The organism is Chryseobacterium candidae (assembly GCF_004916905.1).
Lineage (GTDB): Bacteria > Bacteroidota > Bacteroidia > Flavobacteriales > Weeksellaceae > Chryseobacterium > Chryseobacterium candidae.
Window position 1 is genome coordinate 1 of sequence record NZ_SDLV01000058.1, and the last position, 26,646, is coordinate 26,646.

Annotated in this window: 20 protein-coding genes and 1 pseudogene; 15 read left to right on the forward strand and 6 right to left on the reverse strand. The window is 36.2% G+C overall.

Annotation, left to right across the window (positions count from 1 at the left end):
* The 3 genes and pseudogenes from EK417_RS21260 to EK417_RS19850 form a co-directional block, all read left to right on the forward strand.
* Window positions 1–1,031: pseudogene (locus tag EK417_RS21260) on the forward strand (hypothetical protein); the annotation flags it as partial.
* A 293-nt stretch (window positions 1,032–1,324) separates the two neighbouring features.
* Window positions 1,325–2,086: an aspartate/glutamate racemase family protein gene (locus EK417_RS19845; RefSeq protein ID WP_136523150.1), complete on the forward strand. Its 762-nt coding sequence runs from the start codon at window positions 1,325–1,327 to the stop codon at window positions 2,084–2,086.
* Window positions 2,087–2,335: 249 nt separating this feature from the next.
* Window positions 2,336–3,445 (forward strand): heparan-alpha-glucosaminide N-acetyltransferase domain-containing protein, encoded by a 1,110-nt coding sequence (locus tag EK417_RS19850; protein ID WP_136523151.1) that lies wholly within the window; start codon window positions 2,336–2,338, stop codon window positions 3,443–3,445.
* Between the two features lie 18 nt (window positions 3,446–3,463).
* Here EK417_RS19850 and EK417_RS21490 read toward each other — a convergent pair whose 3' ends face one another.
* Window positions 3,464–3,805, reverse strand: a complete 342-nt coding sequence (locus EK417_RS21490; RefSeq protein ID WP_228457977.1) for a hypothetical protein — start codon at window positions 3,803–3,805, stop codon at window positions 3,464–3,466.
* A 571-nt stretch (window positions 3,806–4,376) separates the two neighbouring features.
* Here EK417_RS21490 and EK417_RS19860 point away from each other — a divergent pair.
* The 6 genes from EK417_RS19860 to EK417_RS19880 all read left to right on the forward strand — a co-directional run bounded on the left by EK417_RS19860 (window position 4,377) and on the right by EK417_RS19880 (window position 10,467).
* Window positions 4,377–4,889, forward strand: coding sequence for a thioredoxin family protein (locus EK417_RS19860; RefSeq protein ID WP_136523152.1), 513 nt, complete (start codon window positions 4,377–4,379; stop codon window positions 4,887–4,889).
* 299 nt (window positions 4,890–5,188) lie between these two features.
* Window positions 5,189–5,842, forward strand: a complete 654-nt coding sequence (locus EK417_RS19865; RefSeq protein WP_076596544.1) for an NAD-dependent epimerase/dehydratase family protein — start codon at window positions 5,189–5,191, stop codon at window positions 5,840–5,842.
* Complete coding sequence (locus tag EK417_RS21265; RefSeq protein ID WP_168802047.1) at window positions 5,839–5,988, forward strand: hypothetical protein; 150 nt, start codon at window positions 5,839–5,841, stop codon at window positions 5,986–5,988. The genes EK417_RS19865 and EK417_RS21265 overlap by 4 nt, the downstream gene beginning before the upstream one ends.
* A gap of 140 nt (window positions 5,989–6,128) precedes the next feature.
* The gene (locus tag EK417_RS19870) at window positions 6,129–9,167 is read left to right on the forward strand and encodes a choice-of-anchor I family protein (protein ID WP_136523153.1); all 3,039 of its coding nucleotides are present in this window, start codon (window positions 6,129–6,131) and stop codon (window positions 9,165–9,167) included.
* A 175-nt stretch (window positions 9,168–9,342) separates the two neighbouring features.
* Window positions 9,343–9,735 (forward strand): DUF3060 domain-containing protein, encoded by a 393-nt coding sequence (locus tag EK417_RS19875; protein ID WP_136523154.1) that lies wholly within the window; start codon window positions 9,343–9,345, stop codon window positions 9,733–9,735.
* Between the two features lie 24 nt (window positions 9,736–9,759).
* Entirely contained in the window at window positions 9,760–10,467 is a 708-nt protein-coding gene (locus tag EK417_RS19880) for a barstar family protein (protein WP_136523155.1), read from the forward strand.
* A gap of 127 nt (window positions 10,468–10,594) precedes the next feature.
* Here EK417_RS19880 and EK417_RS19885 read toward each other — a convergent pair whose 3' ends face one another.
* The 3 genes from EK417_RS19885 to EK417_RS19895 form a co-directional block, all read right to left on the reverse strand.
* On the reverse strand, window positions 10,595–10,843 hold the full coding sequence (locus tag EK417_RS19885) for a NifU family protein (protein ID WP_076596547.1): 249 nt from the start codon (window positions 10,841–10,843) through the stop codon (window positions 10,595–10,597).
* A 47-nt stretch (window positions 10,844–10,890) separates the two neighbouring features.
* Window positions 10,891–11,997, reverse strand: coding sequence for an Mrp/NBP35 family ATP-binding protein (locus tag EK417_RS19890; RefSeq protein WP_062674106.1), 1,107 nt, complete (start codon window positions 11,995–11,997; stop codon window positions 10,891–10,893).
* 332 nt (window positions 11,998–12,329) lie between these two features.
* Window positions 12,330–14,672, reverse strand: a complete 2,343-nt coding sequence (locus tag EK417_RS19895) for an outer membrane beta-barrel family protein (protein ID WP_136523156.1) — start codon at window positions 14,670–14,672, stop codon at window positions 12,330–12,332.
* Window positions 14,673–14,765: 93 nt separating this feature from the next.
* On the opposite strand from EK417_RS19895, the gene EK417_RS19900 reads away from it, so the two are divergent.
* Window positions 14,766–17,567 (forward strand): GH92 family glycosyl hydrolase, encoded by a 2,802-nt coding sequence (locus EK417_RS19900; RefSeq protein WP_136523157.1) that lies wholly within the window; start codon window positions 14,766–14,768, stop codon window positions 17,565–17,567.
* Between the two features lie 16 nt (window positions 17,568–17,583).
* Window positions 17,584–18,354, forward strand: a complete 771-nt coding sequence (locus EK417_RS19905; protein WP_110367166.1) for a hypothetical protein — start codon at window positions 17,584–17,586, stop codon at window positions 18,352–18,354.
* Between the two features lie 77 nt (window positions 18,355–18,431).
* Here the strand turns inward: EK417_RS19905 and EK417_RS19910 are convergent, their stop codons facing one another.
* Entirely contained in the window at window positions 18,432–19,157 is a 726-nt protein-coding gene (locus EK417_RS19910) for a phytanoyl-CoA dioxygenase family protein (protein WP_136523158.1), read from the reverse strand.
* A gap of 6 nt (window positions 19,158–19,163) precedes the next feature.
* Entirely contained in the window at window positions 19,164–20,414 is a 1,251-nt protein-coding gene (locus EK417_RS19915) for a dicarboxylate/amino acid:cation symporter (RefSeq protein ID WP_110367164.1), read from the reverse strand.
* 220 nt (window positions 20,415–20,634) lie between these two features.
* Here EK417_RS19915 and EK417_RS19920 point away from each other — a divergent pair, with 220 nt between their 5' ends.
* From EK417_RS19920 to EK417_RS19935, 4 genes are all read left to right on the forward strand, one after another.
* Entirely contained in the window at window positions 20,635–21,123 is a 489-nt protein-coding gene (locus EK417_RS19920; RefSeq protein ID WP_047434427.1) for a BON domain-containing protein, read from the forward strand.
* Window positions 21,124–21,129: 6 nt separating this feature from the next.
* Entirely contained in the window at window positions 21,130–21,549 is a 420-nt protein-coding gene (locus tag EK417_RS19925) for an SH3 domain-containing protein (RefSeq protein ID WP_136523159.1), read from the forward strand.
* A 95-nt stretch (window positions 21,550–21,644) separates the two neighbouring features.
* Window positions 21,645–24,413, forward strand: coding sequence for a TonB-dependent receptor (locus tag EK417_RS19930; RefSeq protein ID WP_136523160.1), 2,769 nt, complete (start codon window positions 21,645–21,647; stop codon window positions 24,411–24,413).
* Between the two features lie 238 nt (window positions 24,414–24,651).
* Complete coding sequence (locus EK417_RS19935) at window positions 24,652–26,511, forward strand: CocE/NonD family hydrolase (RefSeq protein WP_136523161.1); 1,860 nt, start codon at window positions 24,652–24,654, stop codon at window positions 26,509–26,511.
* Window positions 26,512–26,646 lie beyond the last annotated feature (135 nt).

Here is a 26,646-nt window from a genome sequence, read left to right on the forward strand (position 1 = left end):
CCAAACTTACTATCAGTACCCCTGATAATAGCTTCGGTTTGAATCATACCAACGGCACAGTTAATCTGAAAACCTATATTGGTGGAGGGACAGGTTATATAGGAACCACTACTCCGAACAATCTAAACCTTACGACTGATAATATAGCAAGAGTAACTGTTACCTCTGGAGGAAAAGTAGGTATGAATATGTCCTCTCCCGGAACTACACTTGATGTGAATGGAGCTATTACCAACCGTGAAACTGCTTTAGCTGTTAGTGGTAATGCGGTTACCGTTCCTGCCAACGTGAGCCAGGTACAGATTACCGGAGCTGCTACAGCCAATGTGGCAATTTTTGCACCTGCTGCTCCCAACCCAGGGCAAAGACTAATTGTCTATAACAATACCACAGGCGGATTCGGGGCAACACTGGACGGGGTTACCGTTCCTAATGGAAAAGTATTGGAGTTTGTATTCAGTAACTCTTACTGGAGATCTACAGATGGAGGAACTGCGGGAGCAGTCCCACAAAATATTGGCGATGTTAAGCCCAGTTTTTCAAATGCTGATCATAACGGATGGGTAAAACTAGATGGAAGACCAGTAGGTAATCTGACCGCAACCCAAAGAGCTGCAGCAAATTCTTTAGGCTTTGCATCATATATTCCTAATGCTACCAACTCTTACTTAGTGCAGGATAATGCCAGACTGGGAAGTGTAAACAGCAGCAACAACCGTAAAATTTCAAGAAATCAATTGCCTGATTTCCAGTTGTCAGGATCAACGAGTTCAACGGCTCCGAGTATAAGATATGATATTATCTATAATAATGGTAAGCCATCAGACAACGTAGAATCACGTACATTTTTAGCAGGGAAAATAGGTACTGGCTGGAGACAGCAGGACAATCGTAATACTAATGTACTGGCTCAAGATGCGCACAACCATACATTTACTACTAATAGTGTAAACGGTGGTGTAGCACAGCAGTCCATCAATATACAGCCGCAAAGCTTAAGTGTAAATATGTTTGTTTATTTAGGAAAATAAGTAGCAAATCTTATCAATAAAACATAAACAATTTCAGATTTTTAATTTGGGAAAATAGAAAAAAATAAGGATTTCTTAATGTTGAAAATCTGTAATATAGATTTTTAATGTGATCATTTTCAGGATGTTTAAAATAAGCTATACTTTTGAGTATAGCTTATTTATTCATTACGAATAGGATCTGCAATAAAATACCTTAGCTATTTTTCAGGTAATTGGTATTATGAACGAATAATCTAAAAGATTATAGGGAATATTCATAAGATAAAAATAAAAAACACTTCAATTAATTTATGTTTGATTACAATACAAGTTCTAGAGAAAATCATCAAAATATGCAACATCCTATATTACGAAAATTAGGTCTTATTGGAGGTCTTTCCTGGCATTCAACGCTTGAATATTATGTTTACCTGAACCAAACAATAAACGATCATTTTAGTAATAATACAAATCCTCCTCTTGTATTAGTAAATCTAAATCAGTATTATATGCATCAATTACAACAATTGGATCATTGGGATGTAATAGCAAAAATGTTGATTGAAGCTTGTGATCAGTTGTATAAAGCCGGAGCATCTGCCGCAATGTTTTGTGCAAATACACCCCATAAAGTGTATCATGATGTACAAGCAGATAGCATGATTCCCATACTGCATATCGGAGATGCGATAGGCTTTGGTATTAAAAAGAAAGGACTCCGTAAGGTTGGGCTTATTGGGACAATATTTACCATGGAGGAACCATTTATTGAGAAAATCCTTAAAGAAAAATATGACATTGATATGATAGTGCCTGATAAAAAAGAAGACAGAAAAAAGCTTCACAGGATTATACAGAAAGAACTGTCACTCGGTATTTTTAAACCTGAAACAAAAAAATATATCCTGGATCAAATTGCAATCCTGGAAGCAATGGGAGCTGAAGGTATTATATTGGGGTGTACAGAATTCCCTCTTATTGTAGGACAGAATGATTTGAAAATACCGGTGTTCAATACTACATTATTGCACGCTCAAATGGGAGCGGATTTTATTCTTGGAATTAATTTTTAAATACTTATTTATAGAGTATTAATTGTTTCGTTTTGCATGGTTCATAGAAAAATTACATATCCGGGAGTGAGAAAATATGTGTCCTGATTCTTCTTTACTGCTAATAAAGATTTAAATAGTAATATTTTATGAAAATTGAGGCATGAATTATGAGAAGTGTATTTAATTTGTATATTTGATTTTATTTAGAATAAATAAATATAATTAATACGATTTTATCCATTTAATCCACAATTCTTACTAAATACTATGAAAGAACAAAGCAAAAGAATCCTTACTCTTGATGTAATAAAAGGTATAAGTGTTATCGGAATGATCATTATACATACCTTGTTGGTATATGCGAATGTAAAATCACAATATGAAACAGCTATCGGCAGTTTTATTGTTTTTCTCGGAAGGGGAACTTCTATTTTTCTGATCTGTATGGGAATCACCTTCATGACTTCCAGCCATCAAAGCCTTATAAGTGCTTTAAAACGGGGCATTTTACTGGTATTTGCGGGTCTGTTTATGAACTTTATGAAGTTTATGATCCCTGTGATTTTTAATTTTGCTCCCGATAATTTTATTCAAAAATACGGATGGCATACGCCTATAGAGCAGCAGTACGTATATCTGGTACAGTTGGGAGATATTTTACAGCTTGCGGGGATGTCTTTATTGTTCGTCGGATTTATCAGAGAGTATGTGAAAAATAAGTATATCATGTTGGCTATAGGTTTATTTGTTGCATTAATATCCAGAGAGGTAAGCGGAATTAATCCGGATTATCCTGTGATCAATTATATCCTGGATTTACTTTTCAATACTGATTATCCTGCCTATGTTTATTTCCCTGTTTTTCCATGGATGGCTTTTATCATCATCGGAATGTTCTTCGGGAAATGGTTTCAGGAACTGAACTACGATACCAATCAGCTATTTAAAAATATGCTCTATATGGGATTATTGTTCATCGTGGTAGGAGCACCGTTGGTTTTTCTATATGGAGATTATCATTACAATGGCTTTTATCATATGGGGCCCGGAGGCGTTGTCTATTTTGCAGGCTGGACTTTACTGCTTTTATGCCTGATTAATATTATTACAGTCAATGTTAAAGAAAATAGCTTTATGCGGATTCTAAAATACTGCAGTAAAAATTTAACTTCAATGTACATGATCCAATGGATACTGATTTCATGGGGAAAAGGTATCTTCGGATACAGACAGCATGAAATTGGATATGTATCCCTACTTATCTTATTATATATTATTCTCACTTTTTTAATGCAAACTTTGGTGGATCTTATAAGAAAGAAAAAGACCCTAATAGACTTCAGTTTAATATCAGGTGATAAAAGAATTTTGAAATAATAATTCAATCTTATCTTTTCAAAAATTATAAAACCACGGTGAAAGTTTACTGTGGTTGAGTTTTGAAATCTCATTCAGTTTGGCCTCAGTAGTGCCGAGAAGATCAGCAAAATGAGAGACCTGATAATTATTTTTAAAATTATTTCTTACGCTTTCAAGAAACTTTAAAAATAAAGCATCGGGTTTCCAGATCTCATTACCATGGGCAATTTTACTGCGGTTGATTTCTATCAGGAGCAGTTTAACCAGAGAATGTGTAGAGATCAGATACTGATAAGGCTGTTCCTGGATTTCTTTTTCAATAGTATTCAATGTTTCAGAGAAAAATTCAGGATGTTGTACAGTGATCATTTCATTCATCCCAAAATGACAAAAGAGGCCATTGTGGAAGATAAGTTCAATATCACTGTCACTTTTACAGAAAAAATCCAGCGTAAATTCCAGTGCTGTAAGTTCTCATTCAACAGATTTCAGCTGATGGAACTGTCCTGAAGTAATGGTTACAACCGGACCGGTTTCATTATAAAAATATTTTTGTAATCAGAATTTCTGCATTTTCATGTTGACACCAGAATAAAATGTATCTGATGATCCGTCCTGGTTCAGAATATATTGTCTGGTTAGAGTGTTTTCTTATATCAATTATTGGGGGAAATTGGAACTTAGGGCTTACTAAATTACAAAATGTTTAAATAAATTGACTTATCCTTTTAATTAATACTCGGGATTAATGATTAACAAAGGTTTTCTTATTGAGAACCCTTCAACAGGCTCACGGTGACAAGTCGAATACCAACCCGAATTTTTGAGCGTTGTCAGGCTGAGCCTGTCGAAGCTATTATGACTAAAAAGAGATAAATTAATAAAATATGAAGTTATATTGATAGGAAAAATATCTAAATTCGTGTAAGTTTTAAACAAAAAAATCAGAATGAAATACTCAAAAATTATTATCGTTGTAACCCTGTTATTGTTTCAGTTGGGCGCAGCACAGGAAAAAGCAGATGTTGTATTAAATAAGGCTTTTAAAGAAGCTAAAGCTGGAAATAAAAATGTTTTGCTTGTTTTCCATGCTTCCTGGTGCAAATGGTGTAAGACAATGGAAAAGAATATGGATCTTCCGGAAACCAAGCCCGTTTTTAATAAAAGATTTGTCACAGCCTATGTAGATGTTCAGGAAAGAGGAGATAAGAAAAGCCTTGAAAATCCTGGTGGACAAGAGCTGATGAATAAATATAAAGGCGGAAATGCAGGACTTCCTTTCTGGGTAATTCTAAACCCAAAGGGAGAAGTGTTGGCAGACTCTTTTGATGATAAAGGAGAAAATCTGGGATCACCAGCCACACCGGAAGAAGTAAATACTTTTATTGCCAAACTGGGGAAAGCCTCAAAACTGAGTACTGAAGAATCACTGGCCATAGAGAAAGTATTTGTGAAAAAATAATAACTAACTAAAATCCCTGGGAAATTTCTGGACTGCCCTCAAAAAGTTAGACACTTTTTATTTTGGCATCTATTTCCAGCAATGACATTGCGAGGAGCGAAGCGACGAAGAAATCTATACAGTCTCTTCTTTTATTAAGTTTTGGCTATTTGTCATTTTTAAAGATGGATAAAGCCCACCCCTATTGAATTTTAACACCATATCTTTTATCTTTTATCTTTTATCTTTATAAAATTTTTCTGAATTTTTAAAGTAAATCTCCATCCCTATCCGTCATTCCTATATCAATAGCAAAGCAAATGAACCCAATCAAAATAATTCTTACAGGCGCTACAGGAATGGTAGGTGAAGGTATTTTAATGGAATGTCTTGAAAATCCAGAAGTTTCTGAAATCCTGAGCATAAGCAGAAAGCCCTCTGGAAAAACACATCCCAAGTTAAAAGAATACCTTATCCCTGACTTTCTTTCAATCGCCCTTCATGATGAAAAACTGAAAGGGTATGATGCCTGTTTTTTCTGTGCAGGAATCAGCAGTATAGGTATAAATGAAGAAGACTACACCAAAATTACTTACGATACAACCCTTCATTTTGCAAAAGCTGTTTTGAACCAAAATCCTGAAATGGTGTTCAACTATGTTTCCGGGGCAAGCACAGACAGTACAGAGAGCGGAAAACTGATGTGGGCACGCGTAAAAGGCAGAACGGAGAATGATTTGAAAAGAATGAATTTCAGAGGCACATATAATTTCCGTCCCGGATTTATGAAACCTGTTGAGGGTCAAACCAATGTAAAATGGTTTTTTAAACCTTTTATTTGGATTTTCCCTGTATTTTTTCAGTCAAAATCATTAACTTTACAGGAGGTGGGTAGAGCAATGATCTATGTGACACAAAAAGGATACCCTACATCTACTTTAGAAATTAGAGATATAAAAAATTTAGCACTATGAGAGGCATGTTAAAAAGAATTGTTCTGGTTATTTTTGTACTGTTGCTTGTGACTGCTGTTTCAGGATATTTTTATATGCAGAAACATCCTTTGGAAGGAAATAAATCAGGAAGGATTTTAAACTTTTCCGGAAAATCAGGAAAATAATCTCATTCTGAAATTTCTCATTCGAATATCATCTTATCTTTATCGGAAATAAACCTATTTTTTAAACATTTCTTAAAATTCCATTAAAATAATTGCGAAACATAAAGTTCATTTTTGTATTCATCTAATTGAAACAAAAAATGATCAACAACTACCTATTAAAAGGGTCTGTAATTGCCACATTCTTCTTTCAGAGCAGTCTTTTCGGGCAGACACTGATTCATTACTGGAATTTTAACAATAATACTTCTGCGGCTACTGTTACCACACCCACTTCTACTATGGTGAATGGTTCTCTTGCAGCTTTGGCAGGAGGTACAAGTATAATTGATTTTGCCGGCGGTACCGGACAGAATTTCAGCCTGCAAAATTTAAATGCCAGAAATGGTGATGGTTCAGGTACCCACTTAAGATTTAATAATCCGATTGGGGGAGCTTTGCAATTTAATCTTCCTACAACAGGTTACAATAATGTCATTATTAAGTTCACGACCAGAAGATCCGGCCAGGGAGCGGGTACACAGGCCTGGTCTTACTCCACAGACGGAAATACTTTTATACCATTCCAGACTGTGAGTCCTCAGGATGCCGATCCACAGCTTGTAACTCTTGATTTTTCTGCTATACAGTTAGCGAATAACAATCCTAATTTTAAATTAAAAGTAGAATTTTCTGCAACCGGAGGCGGAACAGGAGGAAATAACCGTTTTGACAACTTTACAGTAGATGCTACTCCTGCAGGTAGTCTTGACACTACTCCACCAACGGTTACTTATCTTCCTGCTAATAGTAATAATAATGCTTCAACTACTGTAAACCCTACGTTATCTTTTAATGAAAATATAAGATTAACAGATAATTCCGCAATCAATAATTCTAATGCACAGAATCTTATAGATTTCCGTCTGGGAAATTCTTCAGGTACACAAGTTCCTTTCACCACGACTTTTACTAACAATACCATTACGGTAATTCCTGCTTCCGGACTTGTGCCAGGGCAAACCTACTATTTAGCTCTTAAACCCAATATGGTAGAAGATTTTAATGATAATGGAATTACGGCTGTTACTTCCAGTACTTTTACCACTGCCGGAACTACAATTTCTTTGGAAAAGAATTTCGTCAAAGTCAATGAAAATGCCGGAAATCTTACATTAAAAATTAATATTAACAATCCTTCGACCTCTTCGGTAAACCTTGTTGTAAAACCAACACCTTTCAGTACAGCAGACAGCAATGATTTTACACTGGCCAATCAGACTATTAACATCACTCCGTCTACAACGAGTTATACCGTTAATATCCCTATTATTGATGACACAGTGTCAGAACAGCAGGCCGAATATTTTGTTGTGAGTCTTGAAAATCCTGTTGGAGCAACTATTTCAGGAGACAATTCTGCAACCGTTTATATTGTAGACAATGATAAACCGGCTCCGGTTCCTTCCCATCAGATTCAGCTGAATTATCTCCTAAGTTTTGATCCTTCAGGAAATAATAACAGTTCTACGGAAATTGTAGTTCATGATCCGTCAACACAACGCTTATTTACGATCAGCTCCATTACGGATGTTTTTGATATTATTGATTTCAGTAATCCTTCAATACCCTCAGTCATAAAAACAGTGAATATGGCTCCTTATGGAGGTATTACAAGCATCGCCGTGAAAAACGGAATCATTGCAGCCGCATCTCCTAACACTGATCCTCAGCAAAATGGATCTGTAGTCTTTTTTGACATCAACGGTAACTTCCTAAAGCAGGTAACTGTAGGAGCTTTACCGGACATGGTAACATTTTCCCCTGACGGGACCAAAGTTGTTACGGCAAACGAAGGTGAGCCTAATGATGCTTATACGATAGATCCTGAAGGTAGCATCAGTATCATTGACATTTCCGGAGGTGTCGGAAACCTTACCCAAAGTAATGTAACGACTCTTAACTTCAATAGTTTTGATTCTCAGATAGCAGCATTAACAGCTACCGGTTTAAGAAAAGTAAGAACGAATAATACCCTTTCTCAGGATCTGGAGCCTGAATATGTAACCATCAGTGCCGACAGTCAGAAAGCATGGGTTACGCTTCAGGAAAACAATGCGATTGCTGAGATTAATCTGGCTACCAAAACGATCACAGGCATCTGGGGATTGGGCAAAAAAGACATGAGCATTCCGGGTAACGGATTGGATGCTTCAGACAATAATGGTGAGGTGTTAATTTCCAACTGGCCGGTAAAAGCCTATTATGTACCGGATGCAGTACAAAATTATAAGGTAGGAAACACCAACTATATTGTAACCGCTAATGAAGGTGATGAAAAAGATCTTTCAGGATTCAGCGAAAGAACGACTGTGGGAGCTAATAATTATACTTTAGACCCTGTATCTTTCCCTAATTCAAGCATCTTAAAAGCATCTTATAATCTTGGAAGATTCAGGGTTTCCTCTGCGACAGGAAATACAGACGGAGATACAGAATTTGAAGAAATTGCAGCATTAGGAGCTCGTTCATTCTCCATTTTCAATGCAGATACCAAGCAGATTGTTTACGATAGTGGTGATCAGTTTGAACGGTATATTGCAGCTTATCAGTCCTTAATTTTCAATGCGGATAATGAATCCAATGCTGTCAAAAACCGAAGCCGTGCTAAAGGTCCTGAACCGGAAGGAGTGGCATTAGGAAATATCAACGGGCAGACTTATGCTTTTATTACATTAGAAAGAACAGGAGGTGTTATGGTTTATAATATTACAGATCCTAATAATCCTACTTTTACAGATTATAAGCATTCGCGTTCTACCTCCGCATACGGAGGAGATAATGGTCCAGAAGGAATCATTTACATCGCTCCTGAAAATACGACTACCCATAAAGGCTATGTGATTATTGCCAATGAAATCAGCGGAACTTTATCCATGTATGAAGTAGCCACGCCTGCAACACTTGGATCTGGTGAAATAAAAGCTGAACAGGCGACCTTCAATATATTTCCAAACCCTGTCAACAAAGGAAATACGCTTTATTTCAACAGAAAACAGAATTATGAATTGTACGATATGTCCGGAAAATTAATCAGAAAGGAAAAGAATGCTTTAACCATAAGCACTTCCAATCTTTCTACTGGGGTTTATCTTGTAAAAACTTCGGAAGGACAGATCAAGAGAGTTATTGTAAAGTAAATATATATTATAAAACGCCATTCTATTGTAAAGCTTCGGAAAATCCGAAGCTTTTTTATTATTGAATCTACAATATGCCGTATGAAGACTCTTTATTTACAATGATTTAACTTTTGAAATGCCTTCACAAAGCATTTTATATCTATATTTATCCTGAACAAAAACCCAATTCACAATGAAAAATATTAAAACTGCAGGAATTCTTTGTTTCCTGCTGCTGGGAACAGCTACTGCTTTTTCACAATCCAGAAAAGCAGAATCTACAAAAGGGGTAGAAAAAACAGAAAGCGATAAGGTTGTACATGTAGAAGGTGTGGGCCACAAGCTCAATTACACTCTCAATGGAGGCTTTGTTGAGGTAGAAGGTGGTGACAACACCTTAACAGTGAAAGGAAGTGCTAAAAAAATTACGGTTTCAGGAACAGGTAATCAAGTATACATCGATAAAGTGGATAAAGTTTCCATGGAAGGCGGCGGCAATATGATCTACTACCGAACTTCCGGAACAAAATCGGGAAAGCCGGATGTTTCTATTACGGGAGTAGGAAATAAGGTTGTAAAACAATAAACATAGTTAGAAAAGCCTCATTGCATGTTTGGATTTGCATTAGATACTGGAAATTGTCCTGAAATTATCACATTAATAGATCAGGTAAAGAATATTGAAGGAGCTAACCCTATTGCTTATAAAAAAGTAAGACTAATGAATGTTCATAACGTACCCAGTCTTATTTCTGCTATAGAAAATGCCTCTGAAATTTATGAAAACAATGGTTTCATTTACAACCTTGATCAGGAAAATAATATTATATCGGGTACTTTTATCAGTAATATAAAAATAAGCAAATCCAAAAAAAATATCATTTTAAATGGTTTTGCATGGACTAGGCCTATAGGATATCAAAAAGCTACTGATATGAAACTCAATAATGAAATGATTGAAAAAAATATCTGGAAAAACTTTAGAAAAGACGAACTTCAGGGATGGCTTGTTTATTCTTTACATTTTTGTAAACCTGAAATAATCAGAGAAAATATTAACATTCAAATTGATGGAAATGAATTTCACAGCTTAGATGGTTTTTTCTGCACACTTGGAGAAGAAATCCATGGAATCACAGGATATTTCGGACGCAATTTACCTACCCTTTCTGATTGTCTCAGTGGTGGCTTTGGGATAAAATCTATTTCAGAACTCCATTGGGTAAATCATAAAAAAAGTAAAAAATTACTGAAAACAAAGTTTAAACAAATCGTTGAGATTTTTGAAGATCATAATATAAAAGTTCTCCTGAACTGATTTTATCATCGGAAACCTGACGGGTTTTTAAAACCCGTCAGGTTTGGGAAGCTTAGCAGACTAAATATGCAAATAAAAAGACAGGCCTTAAAAAAAGCCTGTCTCATAAAAATATCTCAGATATATTTTACTCTACGTTGATTACCTTTTCGATTTCCGGAGCATGTTGTTTGATTGTATTTTCAACACCTAGTTTTAAGGTTGAAAAATTCAATGAACATCCGGAACAGTTACCTAAAAGTTTCACAAACACCTGATTATCTTTCACATCAATAAGCTCAATATCACCTCCGTCTTTATTCAAAAACGGTCTGATGCTTTCCAGAGCTTCCATTACTCTTGTTACGATATCTTCGTGTGTTATGTTTGTTTCCATATTTTTTCAGTTCAATTCGGTTTTTTCAAATTTTATTGAAATTATTATTATTTTGCTTTTGGTGAGCATCCTGCCATCGTGGAAATCTTCACCGCTTCAGTAGGAGGAAGATTTTTATTTCTTTCCACTAAACTTTCTACCATTTTTCTGGCAGTTTCTGTGTAGATATCTGCAATTTTAGATCCTTCCTGAAGCGCTGCCGGTCTTCCGACGTCTCCTGCTTCTCTGATGCTCTGGATCAATGGAATTTCTCCCAATACCGGAATTCCAAGATCTTCCGCTAAATATTGTGCTCCCTGGTTTCCAAAGATATAATATTTATTGTCAGGAAGTTCTTCCGGTGTAAAATACGCCATATTTTCGATCAAACCAAGAACCGGGATATTGATACTTTCCATCTGGAACATAGCAATTCCTTTTCTTACGTCTGCCAATGCAACATGCTGAGGTGTACTTACAATGACCGCTCCTGTTACCGGCACTTCCTGAATAATTGACAAGTGAATATCCCCTGTTCCCGGAGGAAGGTCAATTAATAAAAAATCCAGTTCTCCCCAGGCAGCATCTCTGATCATCTGGTTTAAAGCTTTTGATGCCATTGGCCCTCTCCATACTACAGCCTGATTGGCTCCTGAGAAGTATCCTATTGAAAGCATTTTTACCCCATAATTCTCGATAGGCTTCATCAGATTCTTACCATTTACTTCTACAGAAATTGGTTTTTGCCCCTCTGTATCAAACATGGTAGGCACTGAAGGACCATAGATATCGGCATCCAATAATCCTACTTTAAAGCCCATTTTAGCAAGCGTTACTGCCATATTTGCAGAAACGGTAGATTTCCCTACTCCTCCTTTACCGGAAGCAATAGCGATAATATTTTGAATTCCCGGAATTTGTTTTCCTTTGATCTGACTTTGCTGAATTTCACTAGGCTCCGGAGAAACGATTTTAAGTTTTAAATGAATGTCTTCTCCAAACTCACTGGCAAAAGCCTGTTTCATGGCAGCCTCCAGCTTTTTCTTTTCGTGCATGGCAGGCGAATGGGCAGTCATGTCGATATAAACATCGTTACCCATAATCTGAAGGTTATTCACCAAATCGTCTACTTCTATTTCTTTAAGGAATTCCTGAACCTTTTCTTTCGTCAACATATAAATATAAATTGTTTACAAATTTACGGATTTTTTCGGTAATTTAGAATCAATAAAATCTATAATATCAGGTGATAAATCAGATCGTTAAAAATTTCTTATTCTGTTTTTTTATTCTGATACCACGCCAACTCTGGAAAACAGCTGATATGAAAACAAGCCATTATCCTTCCCAATAGGCATAGCCAAAAGGAATTTCTATGGTTGGAATATAAAGTTCAAATGGTATGACCTCGCCGGTGATCCTTCAAAAGCTTCCCAGCAGGACATTGATAATGCACAATTGTGTATGAAAATACTTAAGAAAACTTTAAAAATATGAATACGGATTATCAGTTGGCTCTGTTTTTCTCATCAAACCTTACATTGCGTTCCGTTCCTTTTACTTTTTTATTTCCGAAAGTATAGGTTGCTGATACAGTAAGTCTTCGGGCATCGTAGTAATTGTTGTAAGAATGAGTTCCTGTGGTATAATAAATTTCACCCAGACTTTTCCCCTGCTTTAAGATATCTGAAACAAATACATTAAGCTGAAGGCTTTTTTCCATAAGATTAAGCTTCAGACCTGAGGTAAGATTTCCTGCAAACTTCATATAGGAATTTCCGGAATTGGAAGGCAGACGGAACCAGTAATTCAGAATCAGCTGTATTGTTTTACTTTGATTGAGTGATATATTATTCTGAAAATCGAAATCATAACTATTCCCTTTTCTGGCAAGAGCATCGGTTGCAAAAACATCCGTATTCATATAAGAATAATTGGCCGAGTAATTCGCTTCCCATTTTTTGAAAAAAGTATCTGAATAGTTAAGGGAAACTCCCATGCTGTTCTGGTTGTAATAATTTTCAAAAGTACTTACCCTGTTTTCCCCTTTCAGATTGGCCAACTGACCGAATGCTTCTACGGTTCTCTGAAAATACGCTGATGCCGATAATTTTCCTTTATACACATAGGAAAGTTCAAAATTATGATTGATAGAAGGCTTCAGGAAAGGGTTTCCGGTAAAATAAGAATTGATATTGATGTACCAGCGGTATGGATTAATCGCCCGGAATCCCGGTCTGTTGATTCTTTTGGAATAATTCATATTAAAAGTGTGATTTTCATTGCTTTTATAGCTGATATAGGCCGTAGGAAAAAATTTTCCGTACGAGTTTTCAGTCTGCTGTCCGGAAGTTAAAGAGTTTCCGTTCACCACAGAATATTCATAGCGTAAACCCGCTTTTGCAGACCATTTTTCACTGAATGATTTTTCAAAACTGATATAAGCTGCATAATTTTTCTCGTTATATTCAAATTCATTGCTTTTCAGAGGATCTGTGATATATTGTCCGTTCGTTAAGTTCTGATAGAATATACTGGAATTATTATCAAAATTAGTGAATTTCACTCCTGTTTCTGTCTTTGCAAACTGATAAGGCAGTGTAAGATCCGCCTGTCCGGAATAAATTTTATACTCTACCATAGACGGTGATTTTACTACAAATTTATCTCCTGAATTTTCTGTAGTAGCAAAATCAATAATACTTTCGGGAGTGTTGGAAAAATAATTTCCGGTAATACTCAGCTTATGATCCTGCTTTCCGAATTTCAGATCATAATAAGCACTGGCAGTATGTTGTCTCGCCGTAGCTCTGTGCTCCGCATCAGTCAGAAGTGTATTCGTATAAATTCCATTCTGAAAATAGTTGGAAGTATTCCTGATATCCATATTGGAATGTCCGAAACCGAAATCATAAATAAATCCGATATTGGACTTCTTATTAAGCAGATAATCCAGACTCAAATTGGCTCCAAGTCCATCTCCGAAATCTCTTCTGTTATCATTACTTTTAAGGCCGTCTGCTCCTTCTATCCAATAGTTTTCATAGGAATGTTTTTCATTTTTATTCTGCCTCAGCTTTAATGAAGTACGAAGTTTTTCATTCTGATAATTGGCTGTTACACTGTTTGAAGTCCCGGTATAAGTCTGCTGCTGAAGACTGCTGGTAAAACTTCCACTCCATCCGAGGTTTTGATTTTTCTTTAAAACAATATTAATCAGGCCGCTGTTTCCCTGCGCTTCATATTTGGCGGGAGGTGCTGTGATGACTTCAATTTTTTCAATATTTTCGGATCTGAGACTTTTCAGGTAGGTGACAAGTTCTGCATCAGATAAATTCAGAATTCTGTCGTTAATCATTACTGCAACTCCACTTTTCCCGACAATGGAAACACCGGTGTGATCATCTACTTTTACCAGAGGAGTTGCCGCAAGAGCATCCGCCGCATCCATTCCCTGTGAGGCAACAGAGTTGGATACATTAAAAACCAGTCTGTCTGCTTTTCTTTCGATCAGTTTTTTTCTGGCAGTAAGTGTAACCCCTTCGATTTGTTTTTCATTCTTTTTTTCAATAAAAAAGTCCTGTTTTACTGTTCCGTTGATCGCAATATCTTGATTGGATATTTCAATACCATCCCGGATAAGCGTAATATTATAGTTTCCGTTTTCTGAAAGTCTCAGTGAAAAATTTCCTTTTTCATCCGAAATAACGGTTTGTTTTTTCTGATTTTTGACCGCAATTACCTCAACGTAAGGAACAGGATTTCCGGTTTGAGTGATTTTCCCTGTTATCCTTTGAGCTAAGGCAACAGCGGGCAGCAGCATGATCACAGCAAGTACTATCTTCTTCATGAATTATATCGTTTTTAATAAGACAAACCGTGATTATCTTTTATTACATCACTTTTACTGTTTTTCAATATCTTCGCTTCATAAAATCAGAACATGAAAAAAGGCCTTATTGCATTTTCTCTATTTATTACCCAAATTATTTCTGCACAGAATTATTCCCAATATGTTAATCCGTTTATCGGAACCGGAGGCCATGGCCATACTTTTCCGGGTGCTATTGTTCCTTTCGGAATGGTGCAGCTGTCTCCGGATACAAGAATAGACGGCAGCTGGGACGGATGCAGCGGATATCATTATTCGGATTCTGTGATCTATGGTTTTTCTCATACCCATCTGAACGGGACAGGAGTTTCAGATTACGGTGATATTATGCTAATGCCCACCATGGGAAATCCAAGCCTCAGCAGCAAAGATTATTCGTCAAAATTTTCGCATAAAAACGAAAAAGCAACAGCAGGATTTTATGCTGTCAAGTTAGGTAAGAACAATATTGATGTTCGCCTTACCACCACCAAAAGAGTTGGTTATCATGAATACACCTTTAACAATACAGGAAATGCCAATATTATCTTAGATCTTAACCACAGGGATAAACTTCTGGAAGGTGAAGTAAAGATTATTGATGATAAAACGATTGAAGTGTTCAGAAGAAGTGAAGCATGGGCAACCAACCAATACATCTACTCAAGAATTGAGTTTTCAAGACCGATGAAGATTTCAAAAAAAGAGGCTAACGGAAAACAGGAAAACAATCTTTTTACCGGAACAAAGCTTGCCCTGGCATTCTCCACCAATGTTAAAAAAGGAGAAAAGATCAATGTAAAAGTTGCTATTTCTCCTACAGGCTATGAAGGTGCAGAAAAGAATATGCTGGCAGAAGGAATATCTAATGATTTTGAAGCAGTAAAAAAACAGGCAGAAACGAATTGGGATAAAGAACTTTCCAAAATTGAGGTGAAATCTGATGATAAAAACAAATTAGCCGTTTTTTATACCGCTCTTTATCATGTTTTCACACAACCGAACATCAATATGGATGTTGACGGAAAATACAGAGGCAGAGATAACAAGCTTTATACTGCCAATGGTTTTGATTATTACACCGTATTTTCCCTTTGGGATACCTTCAGAGGTGCTCATCCGCTGATGACTTTAATCGACAGAAAAAGAACTGCTGATTTTATCAATACCTTCATCAAACAATACGAACAGGGAGGAAAACTTCCGGTATGGGAGCTGGCTTCCAATGAAACAGAATGTATGATTGGCTACCACTCTGTTTCTGTGATTGCAGATGCTATGGCGAAAGGAATTCAGGGATTTGATTATGAAAAAGCGTTTCAGGCTGCCAAAGGATCGGCAATGCAGGATATTTTTGGATTGAATGCTTATAAACAGAATAATTACATCAGCATAGATGACGAACATGAAAGTGTTTCCAAAACTGTAGAATACGCTTATGATGACTGGTGTATTGCTCAGATGGCCAAAATTTTAGGCAAGAAAGAAGAGTATCAGAATTTCATGCAACGTTCTCAGAACTGGAAAAACCTGTACAATCCTAAAACAGGGTTTATGCAGCCTAGAAAAAACGGAAACTGGTATGAGCCTTTTGATCCAAGAGAAGTCAACAACAATTATACGGAAGGAAATTCGTGGCATTACTCTTATTCTGTACAGCAGGATATTCCCGGGCTTATTGCAGCTCATGGAGGGAAAGAAAAGTTCGAACAGTTCATTGATGCCATATTTACGGCTCCAGATAAAACAACAGGAAGAGAACAGGTAGACATTACAGGATTGATGGGACAATATGCTCAGGGAAATGAACCAAGCCATCATATTGCCTATCTGTACAATTTTGTAGATAAGCCTGAAAAAACAGATGCCAAAATCAAATACGTTCTTGATCATTTTTATAAAAATACACCTGACGGCCTCATCGGAAATGAAGACTGCGGCCAGATGAGCGCCTGGTATGTTTTAAGCTCCATGGGAATTTATTCTGTAACCCCGGGATTACCGGAATGGGAAACCACAACGCCCTATTTTGACGAAATTAAAATTCATCTTGAAGACGGTACTACAAGAACAATTACTAAAAATACCGGCAGAGCTGAACTTAAAAAATTAGGATTCGAAAATATAAAACCTGCTAAAGATTATAAATATGCTGAACAAACCGCTTCACCAGTAATTGCTGCAGACAGAATTTTTGATTTTTCTACCAAAGTTGAAATCACTCCATTGAACCCAAATGACAAGATATATTATATGACAATGGATGACAGTGACAGCAATAAAAGAAAGACGTTCTCAACTTATAAAGGACCATTCTCCATCACTAAAACTACTCAGGTAATGGCTTACGCTGAAAGAAACGGCGAAAAAAGTTCTGTAACCACAGCTCATTTCAACAGAAGACCTAATTATTGGGATATTAATATCCTGTCAAAAGTAACTCCACAGTACAGCGCTACCGGAAACCTTGCTCTTATCGACGGAATCAGAGGAGATATTAACTGGAGAAAGGGTGAATGGCATGGTTATCAGGGCCAAAATTTTGAAGCTATTATTGATCTTAAATCCCCTCAGAACATAAAATCATTATCTTCCACTTACCTTCAGGACAGCAGAGCCTGGATTCTGATGCCTAAAAAAGTAGAATATTATGCCTCCATGAACGGAAAAGATTTTGTCCTTCTGAAAACCGTCGACAACGATGTTGATCCTAAAGACGAAAAAGTACAGGTCAAAAACTTTTCTACAGAAATTCTTCCTACCGAAGCCCGATACGTTAAAGTAAAAGCGTACTATTTCGGAAAACTTCCGGAATGGCACCAGGGAGCAGGTGGTGATGCTTATATTTTTATTGATGAGATTTCTATGAAATAAAAAAACATAATTATAGATGAAAAAATTATCATTACTATTCTTTTTACTTTTAAGTCTCATAAAAGTTTCAGCCTGTAAATGTGTATATGAAACCTTAGCACAGAATTATCAAAATTCTAATTTTGTAGGTATTATCAAAATTTTGAAAGTATATGACGAAAACACTGAGCAAAGAACCTATAAAGCAGATATTGAAATAGAAAAAGTATATAAGGGAGCTAAAAAATTCAAAACAATGAATGTGAGAGGACTCATTGGAAATTCCTATTCCGGAGCTTGTGAAATTGATGTACTTCCTAATGAAAGATATCTGATCTTTTTAAACCAATATAATAACACGTATTCCATTTCATCCTGTACTCCAAAATCAAAACTGGAAAATAAACCAACAAAAGATGAAAAATCGTGGCTTAAAAATCTGGAAAAAGCCTTTACCTATTTAAATAATAATACATTCAGGTTTATAGGCTTACAGTTTACCCGTTGCTATGATGAATTTCACACTGAATATAGATCTGATTTATCAAAGATCAGTGGATTCAAGCCTAAGCAGCCTTTTGCTATCTATAAAGTAAAAATAGATGATACATCAAAAATTCAGGAAATTACTCCTGTTACAACTTTTGGAAGTAAGGATAGTATGATCGAAAATATATTGAAAACAAAGATGAAAGTCTCCACACCGACATCTTTCTGGATTCCCAATTCAAAAGAAGGTTTGCTATTTCTCTATTATCATAAAGAAAATATAGACAAGTCGTATGGTGAAATCATATCCTGTGATTAAAACCCAAATAATTACTTCTTCCAGCATCCCTCTTCCTGCAATAAAAATCGCCCTTCTAAAATTGAAAGGGCGATTTTTTATCCATTCATTCTTTCCGACCATTGCAGGACTTCCGGAAGTTCTATATCAGAAAATTCGATATGAATGACTCTTCTTTTCTTTCCGTTGGTGGTTCGGTTGGAACCATGAAGCGTTAAAGGTTTCATCAGCATAATTCCTCCTTTTTTAACGTTGCAGATTTCTTCTGTTTCTACAGCCCAATCAATAGTCTCGGGTCTGTAAATGCCTTTTGCATGAGATTTGGGAACTACCTTCAATGCTCCGTTATTTTCATCGGTATCATCCAGATGAATTCTGATGGTATAGATATTTTCCAGAATATTCAGTGGAGGCTGTACCGCGAACTGATTTTGTTTGGTAGTCCATGGACCAAAGTTATCCAGTTCCAGTTTTTTATCTACAGAAATAGTCAGATCCTGATGATAAGCTACATACCAGTTGGAGGTTTCAGGCTTATCAAAATAAATACTTTTGACCACAAAATATTTTTCTCCGAAAATTTCCTTGATTATTTTCTGAATATTTCCATTAAAAATGAGGTCTTTGATTTCCGGAACTTCTTTTAAAAACTGTCTTATGGCGAAAAGATCTTCAGACTTTCTAAAGTTTTCTTTGGAAGTGTCTATATTGTGCAGAACATGGCTGATGTCTTCTAACTCTTTCTGCGAAAACATATTATTGATAACAGCAAAGCCATATTCTTCAATATGGCTTTTATGATTTTCTAAGTTTTTTAAACTCATTGATATTTAAATTTTGTCTAATGGTTCTGTTAATTGTCCTTCCCATTTTGAAACGGCTGTAGTTGCCAGTGTATTTCCTAATACGTTGGTCATACTTCTACCCATGTCACAGAAATGATCAATTGGTAAAATTAAAGCAATACCTTCCGGCGGAATCCCGAACATTGAACAGGTTGCCACGATAATCACCAGAGAAGCTCTCGGAACTCCTGCAATTCCTTTTGAAGTGAGCATCAATACCAAAAGCATGGTGATCTGCTGTCCAAGAGTCATTTCAATTCCGTAGATCTGGGCAATAAAGATTGAAGCAAATGTCATATACATCATACTTCCATCCAGATTGAACGAATATCCTAAAGGTAAGATAAAAGATACCACTCTGCTGTTACATCCAAATTTTTCTAATTCTTCCACCAATTTAGGGAATACCGCTTCTGAACTTGTAGTAGAGAAAGCAATCAACAATGGCTCTTTAATTCTTTTTAAAAGGTCAAAAAGACGGTTTCCTAAGATAAAATATCCTACCAATAAAAGCACCAGCCAAAGAACAGCTATAGCAAAGAAGAAGTCTCTTAAATAAATAGCATATACTTTAAAGATTTCAAAACCATTGGTGGCCACTACGGCTGCAATAGCTCCCAATACTCCAAGCGGCGCAAACCACATGATATATCCTACCATCTTAAGAATAGCATGAGCAATAATATCAAAAAGCTTTACTACAGGTTTAGCATATTCTTCTCCTAAATTAGCCAGTGCAACTCCGAACATTACCGCAAATACAACAATCTGCAATACTTCATTGGTAGCAAAGGCTTCAAATAAACTTTTAGGAATCATGTGTTTTACAAAGTCTTCCATGGAAAAACTTTTGCTGCTTTTAAGAAGTTCATCAGCAGAAGCCACATCCTGAATTGGTAATTTTGTAACATGTCCCGGCTCCAGCCAGTTAACGAGGATCAGTCCGATAAAAAGGGAAATCAGAGAAGCTGAAATAAACCAAAGCATGGCTTTTGTACCTACTCTTCCGATCATTTTGATATCACTCATTTTGGCAATCCCCACTACTAATGTTGTAAAAACCAATGGAGCAATAATCATCTGTACCAATCTGATAAAAACTGTTCCCAACAGTTTTATATTTTTAGAAAATGGTTCTGCACTATCCGGATAGCTTACGTGTACAATACCTCCAATTCCTACACCCAGAAGAAGTGCTATGATAATTGCTATAAAAAGTTTATTCTGTCCTTTCATATATATAGTTCAATTTGCGCAAATATAATGGTTTTTCAATTGGCAGAAGATTTTCTTCTACAGAGATAATTTTTCCATTAAGTTTTTAATCTCAAAAAATTAATTCCCTGGTTTAGAAAATATTGTAAAAAAATTAAGAAACATTTATTGAATTTTTATTCTTTTGGTACAAATTTTATTATTACATTTGAGTGTATAACAACATTAATAAATATACAATATGAAAAAAACTATTGCAATGGCTGCATTAGCTGTAGCTGTATCTTTCGGTGCTATTTCTTGTAAAAAGAAAGTTTCTGATGCCGACCTTCAGACTCAGGCTACAACTATAGTAACTTCTAATCCCAATGCTTCTGTGGAAGTAAAAGAAGGTGTAGCTCACTTAAGCGGTACTTTTGCAGATCAACAGTCGAAAGATGCGATGATTGCAAAACTAAAAGCAATTAGCGGAGTAAAAGACGTAATGGATATGTCTACTATAGCAGCTGCCCCTGCTCCTGCCCCAGTGGAAACTACTTCTGCTGTAGATCCTGCTGTTCAGAAAAAAGTTCAGGATGCGGTGAAGGATTTCCCTTCTGTAAAAGTAGAAGTTGTAAACGGACAGCTTACTCTTACAGGAAATGTTTCCGGCTTACAGGCTAGAAAAATCAAAGAATCTGTAGATGCTTTGAAAATCGGAAAGTATAACAACAACCTAATCGTAAAATAATTTAAGATGAGCGAATTACAAGATAAATATTCAAGCGTAGTTTCAGCGGCACAGTCTGCAGGGATTTCCAACCTTCAGGTTCAGGAGCAGGACGGAATTCTTTACGTTTCCGGAAATGCTTCCAACACTTCGGCTAAAGATGCGGTATGGAATGCTCTGGGAGCTATTGATTCTACTTATTCTGCTTCAGATATCAATATTGATGTACAGGTTGCAGGTCTTGCTTCAGGAGCTTCTTTAACAGTGGCTACTGAAGAGTCTAATCTTAATATCAGACAGGAACCTTCTACTGAAGCTGCCGTTGTAGGTAAAGCTGCCAAAGGCTCTTCTGTGACTCTTATTGAGCAAACTTCTGATGACTGGTGGAAAGTAAAAAATGCTGACGGCCAGGAAGGATATGCTTACTCAAGATATTTAAGAGCATAATTTTTATTAAAAAATAATAAATTTTCACAAAAAAAGCATAGAAACATCCCAGCTTTGGGATGTTTTTATATTTTTACGGCTCTGAAAAAAAACTAATGAAGAAAACTCTGTTGCTATTGACTTTGATGTTCACAGTCATTATTCTGCACGCCCAAAAACTACACATTGACGGAAAAATATCAGATTCTGAAAAGAAAGCGATAGAAAATGCCACCGTCTATCTTTTAAAAGAAAAAGACTCATCCATTATCAATTATACGGCAACCAATAAGGAAGGGAAATTCTCACTGAAGATTGATGATATGAAAGAACCTTCCATTCTTAAAATTGATGCTGATAAATTATCTTCCTATTCAAAAAAATTTGAGAAAATAGATCAGTCATTATCTCTTGGAGATATTCAGCTTGAGAAACAAGGTATCGTGAATAGTATTGATGAAGTAAAAATCACCGTTTCTCCGGTAAAAATCAAAAAAGACACTATTGAATTCAATGCTGCAGCGATCAAAGTACGCCCTGACAGTAAAATTGAGGAACTTCTGAAGCAGATCCCCGGTGTAGAAATCAGCAATGAAGGAAAAATTACGGTGAATGGTAAAGAAGTAGACCAAATTATGATCAATGGAAAACCTTTCTTTGATAAAGACGGGAAAATTGCCCTTCAAAATTTACCTGCAGATATTATCAAGAATATTCAGTTTACCACCACCAAAACAAAAGAGGAAGAACTCAGCGGAAAAGCAGCCAAATCTCAGAATACCACCATCAACTTTAATATTGATGAAAAGAAAAACAAAGGTTTGCTGACCAGACTTACGGTAGGCTATGGATCAGACAAGCGATATGAAGCAAGCGGACTGGCGAGTTATTTTAAAGGGGATACGAAAATAAGTTTATTGGCTTCTTCCAATAACATCAATTCACAGGGATTTTCCAGGGATGAGGTTTTTGACAGTATGGGAAATGGCCGGAATGCCTGGATGATGCAGGGAGGATCTGTCTCAACGGTAGGAAATGTGACTTACTATAGCCAGGGTGGCGGTGCAAAAGGTATTCAAAGGTCTACAACCATTGGATTAAACTATAGTGACAAGCTGGGAAAAGATGCTGACCTGGATTCTTTCAGTATGATGCATTCCGATTCCAATATGGAAACGAGATCTAAAGTTTCAAGATCTACACTTCTCCCCACTTACACCCTTCAGACCAGTTCTGAAAGCAATGGAGAAAATGAATCCAAACAATACAGTTTTGATACTTCGGTTAAAATCAAGCTGGATTCTATGACTAGCATCTATCTTTCTCCAAGATTTACGAAAAACAGCAGTTTTAATTTTAATAATTCACGTTCATCTACTTTAAATAATGGCAAACTTGTGAATGAAAGTAATGCTTATTCAAGTAATGATTCGGAAAGCAATTCATTCAATCCATACATCTATTTTTCTAAAAAATTTAAGAAAAAAGGCCGTTCGGTTTCAGCCAATATGAACAGTTCCATATCAGAATCCGGAAGGGATAACCTGAACCAGTCCCAAAACACTTTCTACCAACCTAGTGGAACAACAACAGACAACAGGGATCAATTAGCCAAAAATAAAAATCAGAACAGCAGTTTCAATTTCAGTGCAGGATATACGGAACCTGTTTCCGATTCTTCCAGTGTAAGTTTTGAAGTGAAATATGAAACCCGATCTTCCAGAGATTTGAGAAATGTAAATGATTTTGATAATACAACCGGAGATTACACTAAATTCAATCAGCTTTTATCCAACAATATGAAGCAAAGAATTAATCAGATATCTCCTGAGTTCACTTATCAAATCAGCAAAAAGAAACTGAATTTCTGGGCTTCCATGAACCTTGATATTTCAGATATGAAAGTAAATTCTGTCTATAACGGACAGCAATATGATCTGCAGAAAAATTTTGTACTGCCCCAATATAATGTGAACCTTTACTATCAACTGTCAGAAGGAAAAACTTTAAACTTTTACAACTATTCCAACTTCACCATTCCGACAGCAGAACAACTGACTCCCTATAAAGATGAATCCAATCCTTTAATTAGCTATCAGGGAAATCCGAATTTGAAAAATACCTGGACCAACAATCTTTATCTGTATTTCAATAATTATAATAAAGTAAAAGATCTCAGCTACTATTTCAACGTTGGTTTTACGTACAGAAATAATGACATCATCAATTTTTCTACCTATGATAATGCAGGAAAACAGGTGATCACTTACGACAATGTAAGCGGAAATAAAAGCATCAATGCCGGCGGAGGTTTCAGTAAAGTATTGAAATGGAAGAATAATAAACTTATTATCAATCCAAGATTCACCATGAATTATGCTTACAATAATGGTTTTATAGACGGACAGGCTTTTACCAGCAAAACATATAGTCTTAACCCTGGACTTAATCTTACCTATGAAATCAAGGATAAAATGACGATTAAACCCTCTTACAGACTTGGATACAATTTTTCAAATTATACCAATTACAATATAACGAATGTAAATACAGCCAATCAATCCTTAAAACTGGAACTGACGAATTATATGCTGCAGGGCAGATTTGTATTTGGAAATGATTTTGAATACAATACCAACTCCAATATTGCTCCGGGCTTCAAAAGGGATTTCTACTTCTGGAATACCAGCCTTGGATATTCATTCTATAAAAAACAGTTTACGGCAAAGGTAAAAATCTACGATGTCTTGAATCAAAATCAAAGCGTGAGAAGAACCATTACCGATTCTTATTTTGAAGACCGTGAAGACCTCATCCTGAAACGATACATCATGTTCTCCATCAGCATGAAACTGAATAAGTTTGCAGGTAAAAAGACGCAGTAAAGCAACACTATACTTTTATATATATTTTTGATAATGGCCGGATCTTTCCGGCTATTTCTATGGGGCAACCTGAAATATAATCCTGAGCTCCGTTACAACTGAAGATATAATATTCCCCTCCTCCGGAGGGGTGGCGAAAATTCAAAGAATTTTTGACGGGGTGGTTTTTACAACAACCTTTTAAACAAGATTATTAATAAACATGTTTTTATTTTTAAATTAGCGGTAAATTTTTTTTATGAAAATCCATATTTCAGTATTATGTATTCTTTTTTTCATTCTTGGAAAAGCTCAGAAAACGGAACAGAAAGACAATTTCGTTAAAGACAATTTCACCAAGAAAGAATTTTATATTCCAATGCGTGATGGCGTGAAACTTTTTACTGCGGTATATATTCCGAAAGATATATCGAACAAAAACAAATATCCGTTCCTGATGCAGAGAACCTGTTACAGCATTGCCCCTTACGGAGAGAGTGAATATAAAACAAAGGTAGGTCCCAACACTTATCTGATGAAAGACAAGTATATTTTCGTGTATCAGGATGTACGCGGAAGATATATGAGTGAAGGTACTTTTACCAATATGACACCACAGGTGGAGCGTAAAACCAAAAAAGATGTTGATGAAAGTACAGATACCTACGATACCATCGAATGGCTTTTGAAAAATGTGAAAGATAACAATGGTAAAGTAGGCCAGTTTGGAACATCATATCCCGGATTTTATACCGCTGTAGGAACGTTGTCACAGCACCCGGCTTTGGTAGCTTCTTCACCACAGGCACCTATTTCCGATTTCTGGAATGACGATTTCCTTCACAACGGAAGATTTATGCTGGGATACTTCAGAACGTTCCCTGTTTTTGGTGTTCAGAAAACGCAACCGGAAAAACAGGCATGGTATATGGATTCTTTCATTAAGCAGACTTCTGAGGATGGATTAAAATTCTACAGAGATATGGGTACGCTGAAAGACGGATATGAAAAATATTACAAGAATAACTTCTTCATGACAGAAATTATGAATCATACCAACTATGATGAATTCTGGCAGAAAAGAGGTCTCCTTCCTCACCTGAAAAATATCAGCCATGCTGTAATGACTGTCGGCGGATGGTTTGATGCAGAAGATCTTTCAGGACCATTGAATATTTATAAAACTATCGAAAAAACAAGTCCTAAAGCTAAAAACACCATCGTTATGGGACCATTCTCTCATGGCGGCTGGTCTCAGGAGCAGGGAAAACACTTCCACAGTGAAACTTATTTTGGCGACAGCATTGCTACGTACTATCAGAAAAATATTGAAACAAAATTCTTCAATCATTATCTGAAAGGCAATACCAAAGAAGACGCAGGACTTCCTGAAGCATTAATGTATGACACCGGTGCTAAAGCATGGAAGGAATTTGCTTCTTACCCACCGAAAAATGCTCAGAAAGTGAACTTCTATCTGGCTGATAAAACCTTGAAAAAAACATCAGGACAAGGATATTCTGAATATTACAGTGATCCTAACAATCCTGTTTTAAGCTCAGATCACTTAAAAGATTTTAATGGCTTCACTCCAAAAAATTATATGTCGGAAGACCAGAGATTTGCTGTAGGAAGACCAGATGTATTAACGTTTACTACCGATGTACTGACTGATGATATTACATTTGCCGGAGAGATCATGGCTAAACTGAATATTGCATCCACTTCTACAGATGCTGATTTTGCCGTAAAATTAATTGATGTTTACCCTGAAGATTTCAAACCTGCAGAAAAGAAAGAAGGTGTTATCTATGGCAACTATCACCAGATGGTAAGAAGTGAGATCATGCCTGCAAGATTCAGAAATACCAAAGAAAAGGGAGAAGCTCTGGTTCCTAACCAAAAAACGGCTGTTAATTTCAGACTTCAGGATGTGGTTCATACGTTCAAAAAAGGACATAAAATCCAGATTCAGATCAGCAGTACTTGGTTTCCGCTTTTCGCAATCAACCCGCAGAAATTTATGGATAATCCGAATTTTGCCAATAAAGAGGATTACACCAAGGCATTTATTAAAGTATATGATGACAGCTCTATTGAAGCTGATGTTTTAAAATAAATTGAAAGAGGCTGTCTCAAAAGTGTCATTCTGAACGAAATGAAATGTAGTGAAGAATCTCATATATTTGGTTATCAATGAGATTCTTCCTTCGTCAGCATGACAAAAGCCAGATTGTTTGACTTTTGAGACAGC

Excerpts from the sequence above, each read along its gene's own strand:
- EK417_RS19845 (WP_136523150.1), top strand. The coding sequence starts at position 1,325 with ATGTTTGATTACAATACAAGTTCTAGAGAAAATCATCAAAATATGCAA.
- EK417_RS19850 (WP_136523151.1), top strand. The coding sequence starts at position 2,336 with ATGAAAGAACAAAGCAAAAGAATCCTTACTCTTGATGTAATAAAAGGT.
- EK417_RS21490 (WP_228457977.1), bottom strand. The coding sequence starts at position 3,805 with ATGAATGAAATGATCACTGTACAACATCCTGAATTTTTCTCTGAAACA.
- EK417_RS19860 (WP_136523152.1), top strand. The coding sequence starts at position 4,377 with ATGAAATACTCAAAAATTATTATCGTTGTAACCCTGTTATTGTTTCAG.
- EK417_RS19865 (WP_076596544.1), top strand. The coding sequence starts at position 5,189 with ATGAACCCAATCAAAATAATTCTTACAGGCGCTACAGGAATGGTAGGT.
- EK417_RS21265 (WP_168802047.1), top strand. The coding sequence starts at position 5,839 with ATGAGAGGCATGTTAAAAAGAATTGTTCTGGTTATTTTTGTACTGTTG.
- EK417_RS19870 (WP_136523153.1), top strand. The coding sequence starts at position 6,129 with ATGATCAACAACTACCTATTAAAAGGGTCTGTAATTGCCACATTCTTC.
- EK417_RS19875 (WP_136523154.1), top strand. The coding sequence starts at position 9,343 with ATGAAAAATATTAAAACTGCAGGAATTCTTTGTTTCCTGCTGCTGGGA.
- EK417_RS19880 (WP_136523155.1), top strand. The coding sequence starts at position 9,760 with ATGTTTGGATTTGCATTAGATACTGGAAATTGTCCTGAAATTATCACA.
- EK417_RS19885 (WP_076596547.1), bottom strand. The coding sequence starts at position 10,843 with ATGGAAACAAACATAACACACGAAGATATCGTAACAAGAGTAATGGAA.
- EK417_RS19890 (WP_062674106.1), bottom strand. The coding sequence starts at position 11,997 with ATGTTGACGAAAGAAAAGGTTCAGGAATTCCTTAAAGAAATAGAAGTA.
- EK417_RS19895 (WP_136523156.1), bottom strand. The coding sequence starts at position 14,672 with ATGAAGAAGATAGTACTTGCTGTGATCATGCTGCTGCCCGCTGTTGCC.
- EK417_RS19900 (WP_136523157.1), top strand. The coding sequence starts at position 14,766 with ATGAAAAAAGGCCTTATTGCATTTTCTCTATTTATTACCCAAATTATT.
- EK417_RS19905 (WP_110367166.1), top strand. The coding sequence starts at position 17,584 with ATGAAAAAATTATCATTACTATTCTTTTTACTTTTAAGTCTCATAAAA.
- EK417_RS19910 (WP_136523158.1), bottom strand. The coding sequence starts at position 19,157 with ATGAGTTTAAAAAACTTAGAAAATCATAAAAGCCATATTGAAGAATAT.
- EK417_RS19915 (WP_110367164.1), bottom strand. The coding sequence starts at position 20,414 with ATGAAAGGACAGAATAAACTTTTTATAGCAATTATCATAGCACTTCTT.
- EK417_RS19920 (WP_047434427.1), top strand. The coding sequence starts at position 20,635 with ATGAAAAAAACTATTGCAATGGCTGCATTAGCTGTAGCTGTATCTTTC.
- EK417_RS19925 (WP_136523159.1), top strand. The coding sequence starts at position 21,130 with ATGAGCGAATTACAAGATAAATATTCAAGCGTAGTTTCAGCGGCACAG.
- EK417_RS19930 (WP_136523160.1), top strand. The coding sequence starts at position 21,645 with ATGAAGAAAACTCTGTTGCTATTGACTTTGATGTTCACAGTCATTATT.
- EK417_RS19935 (WP_136523161.1), top strand. The coding sequence starts at position 24,652 with ATGAAAATCCATATTTCAGTATTATGTATTCTTTTTTTCATTCTTGGA.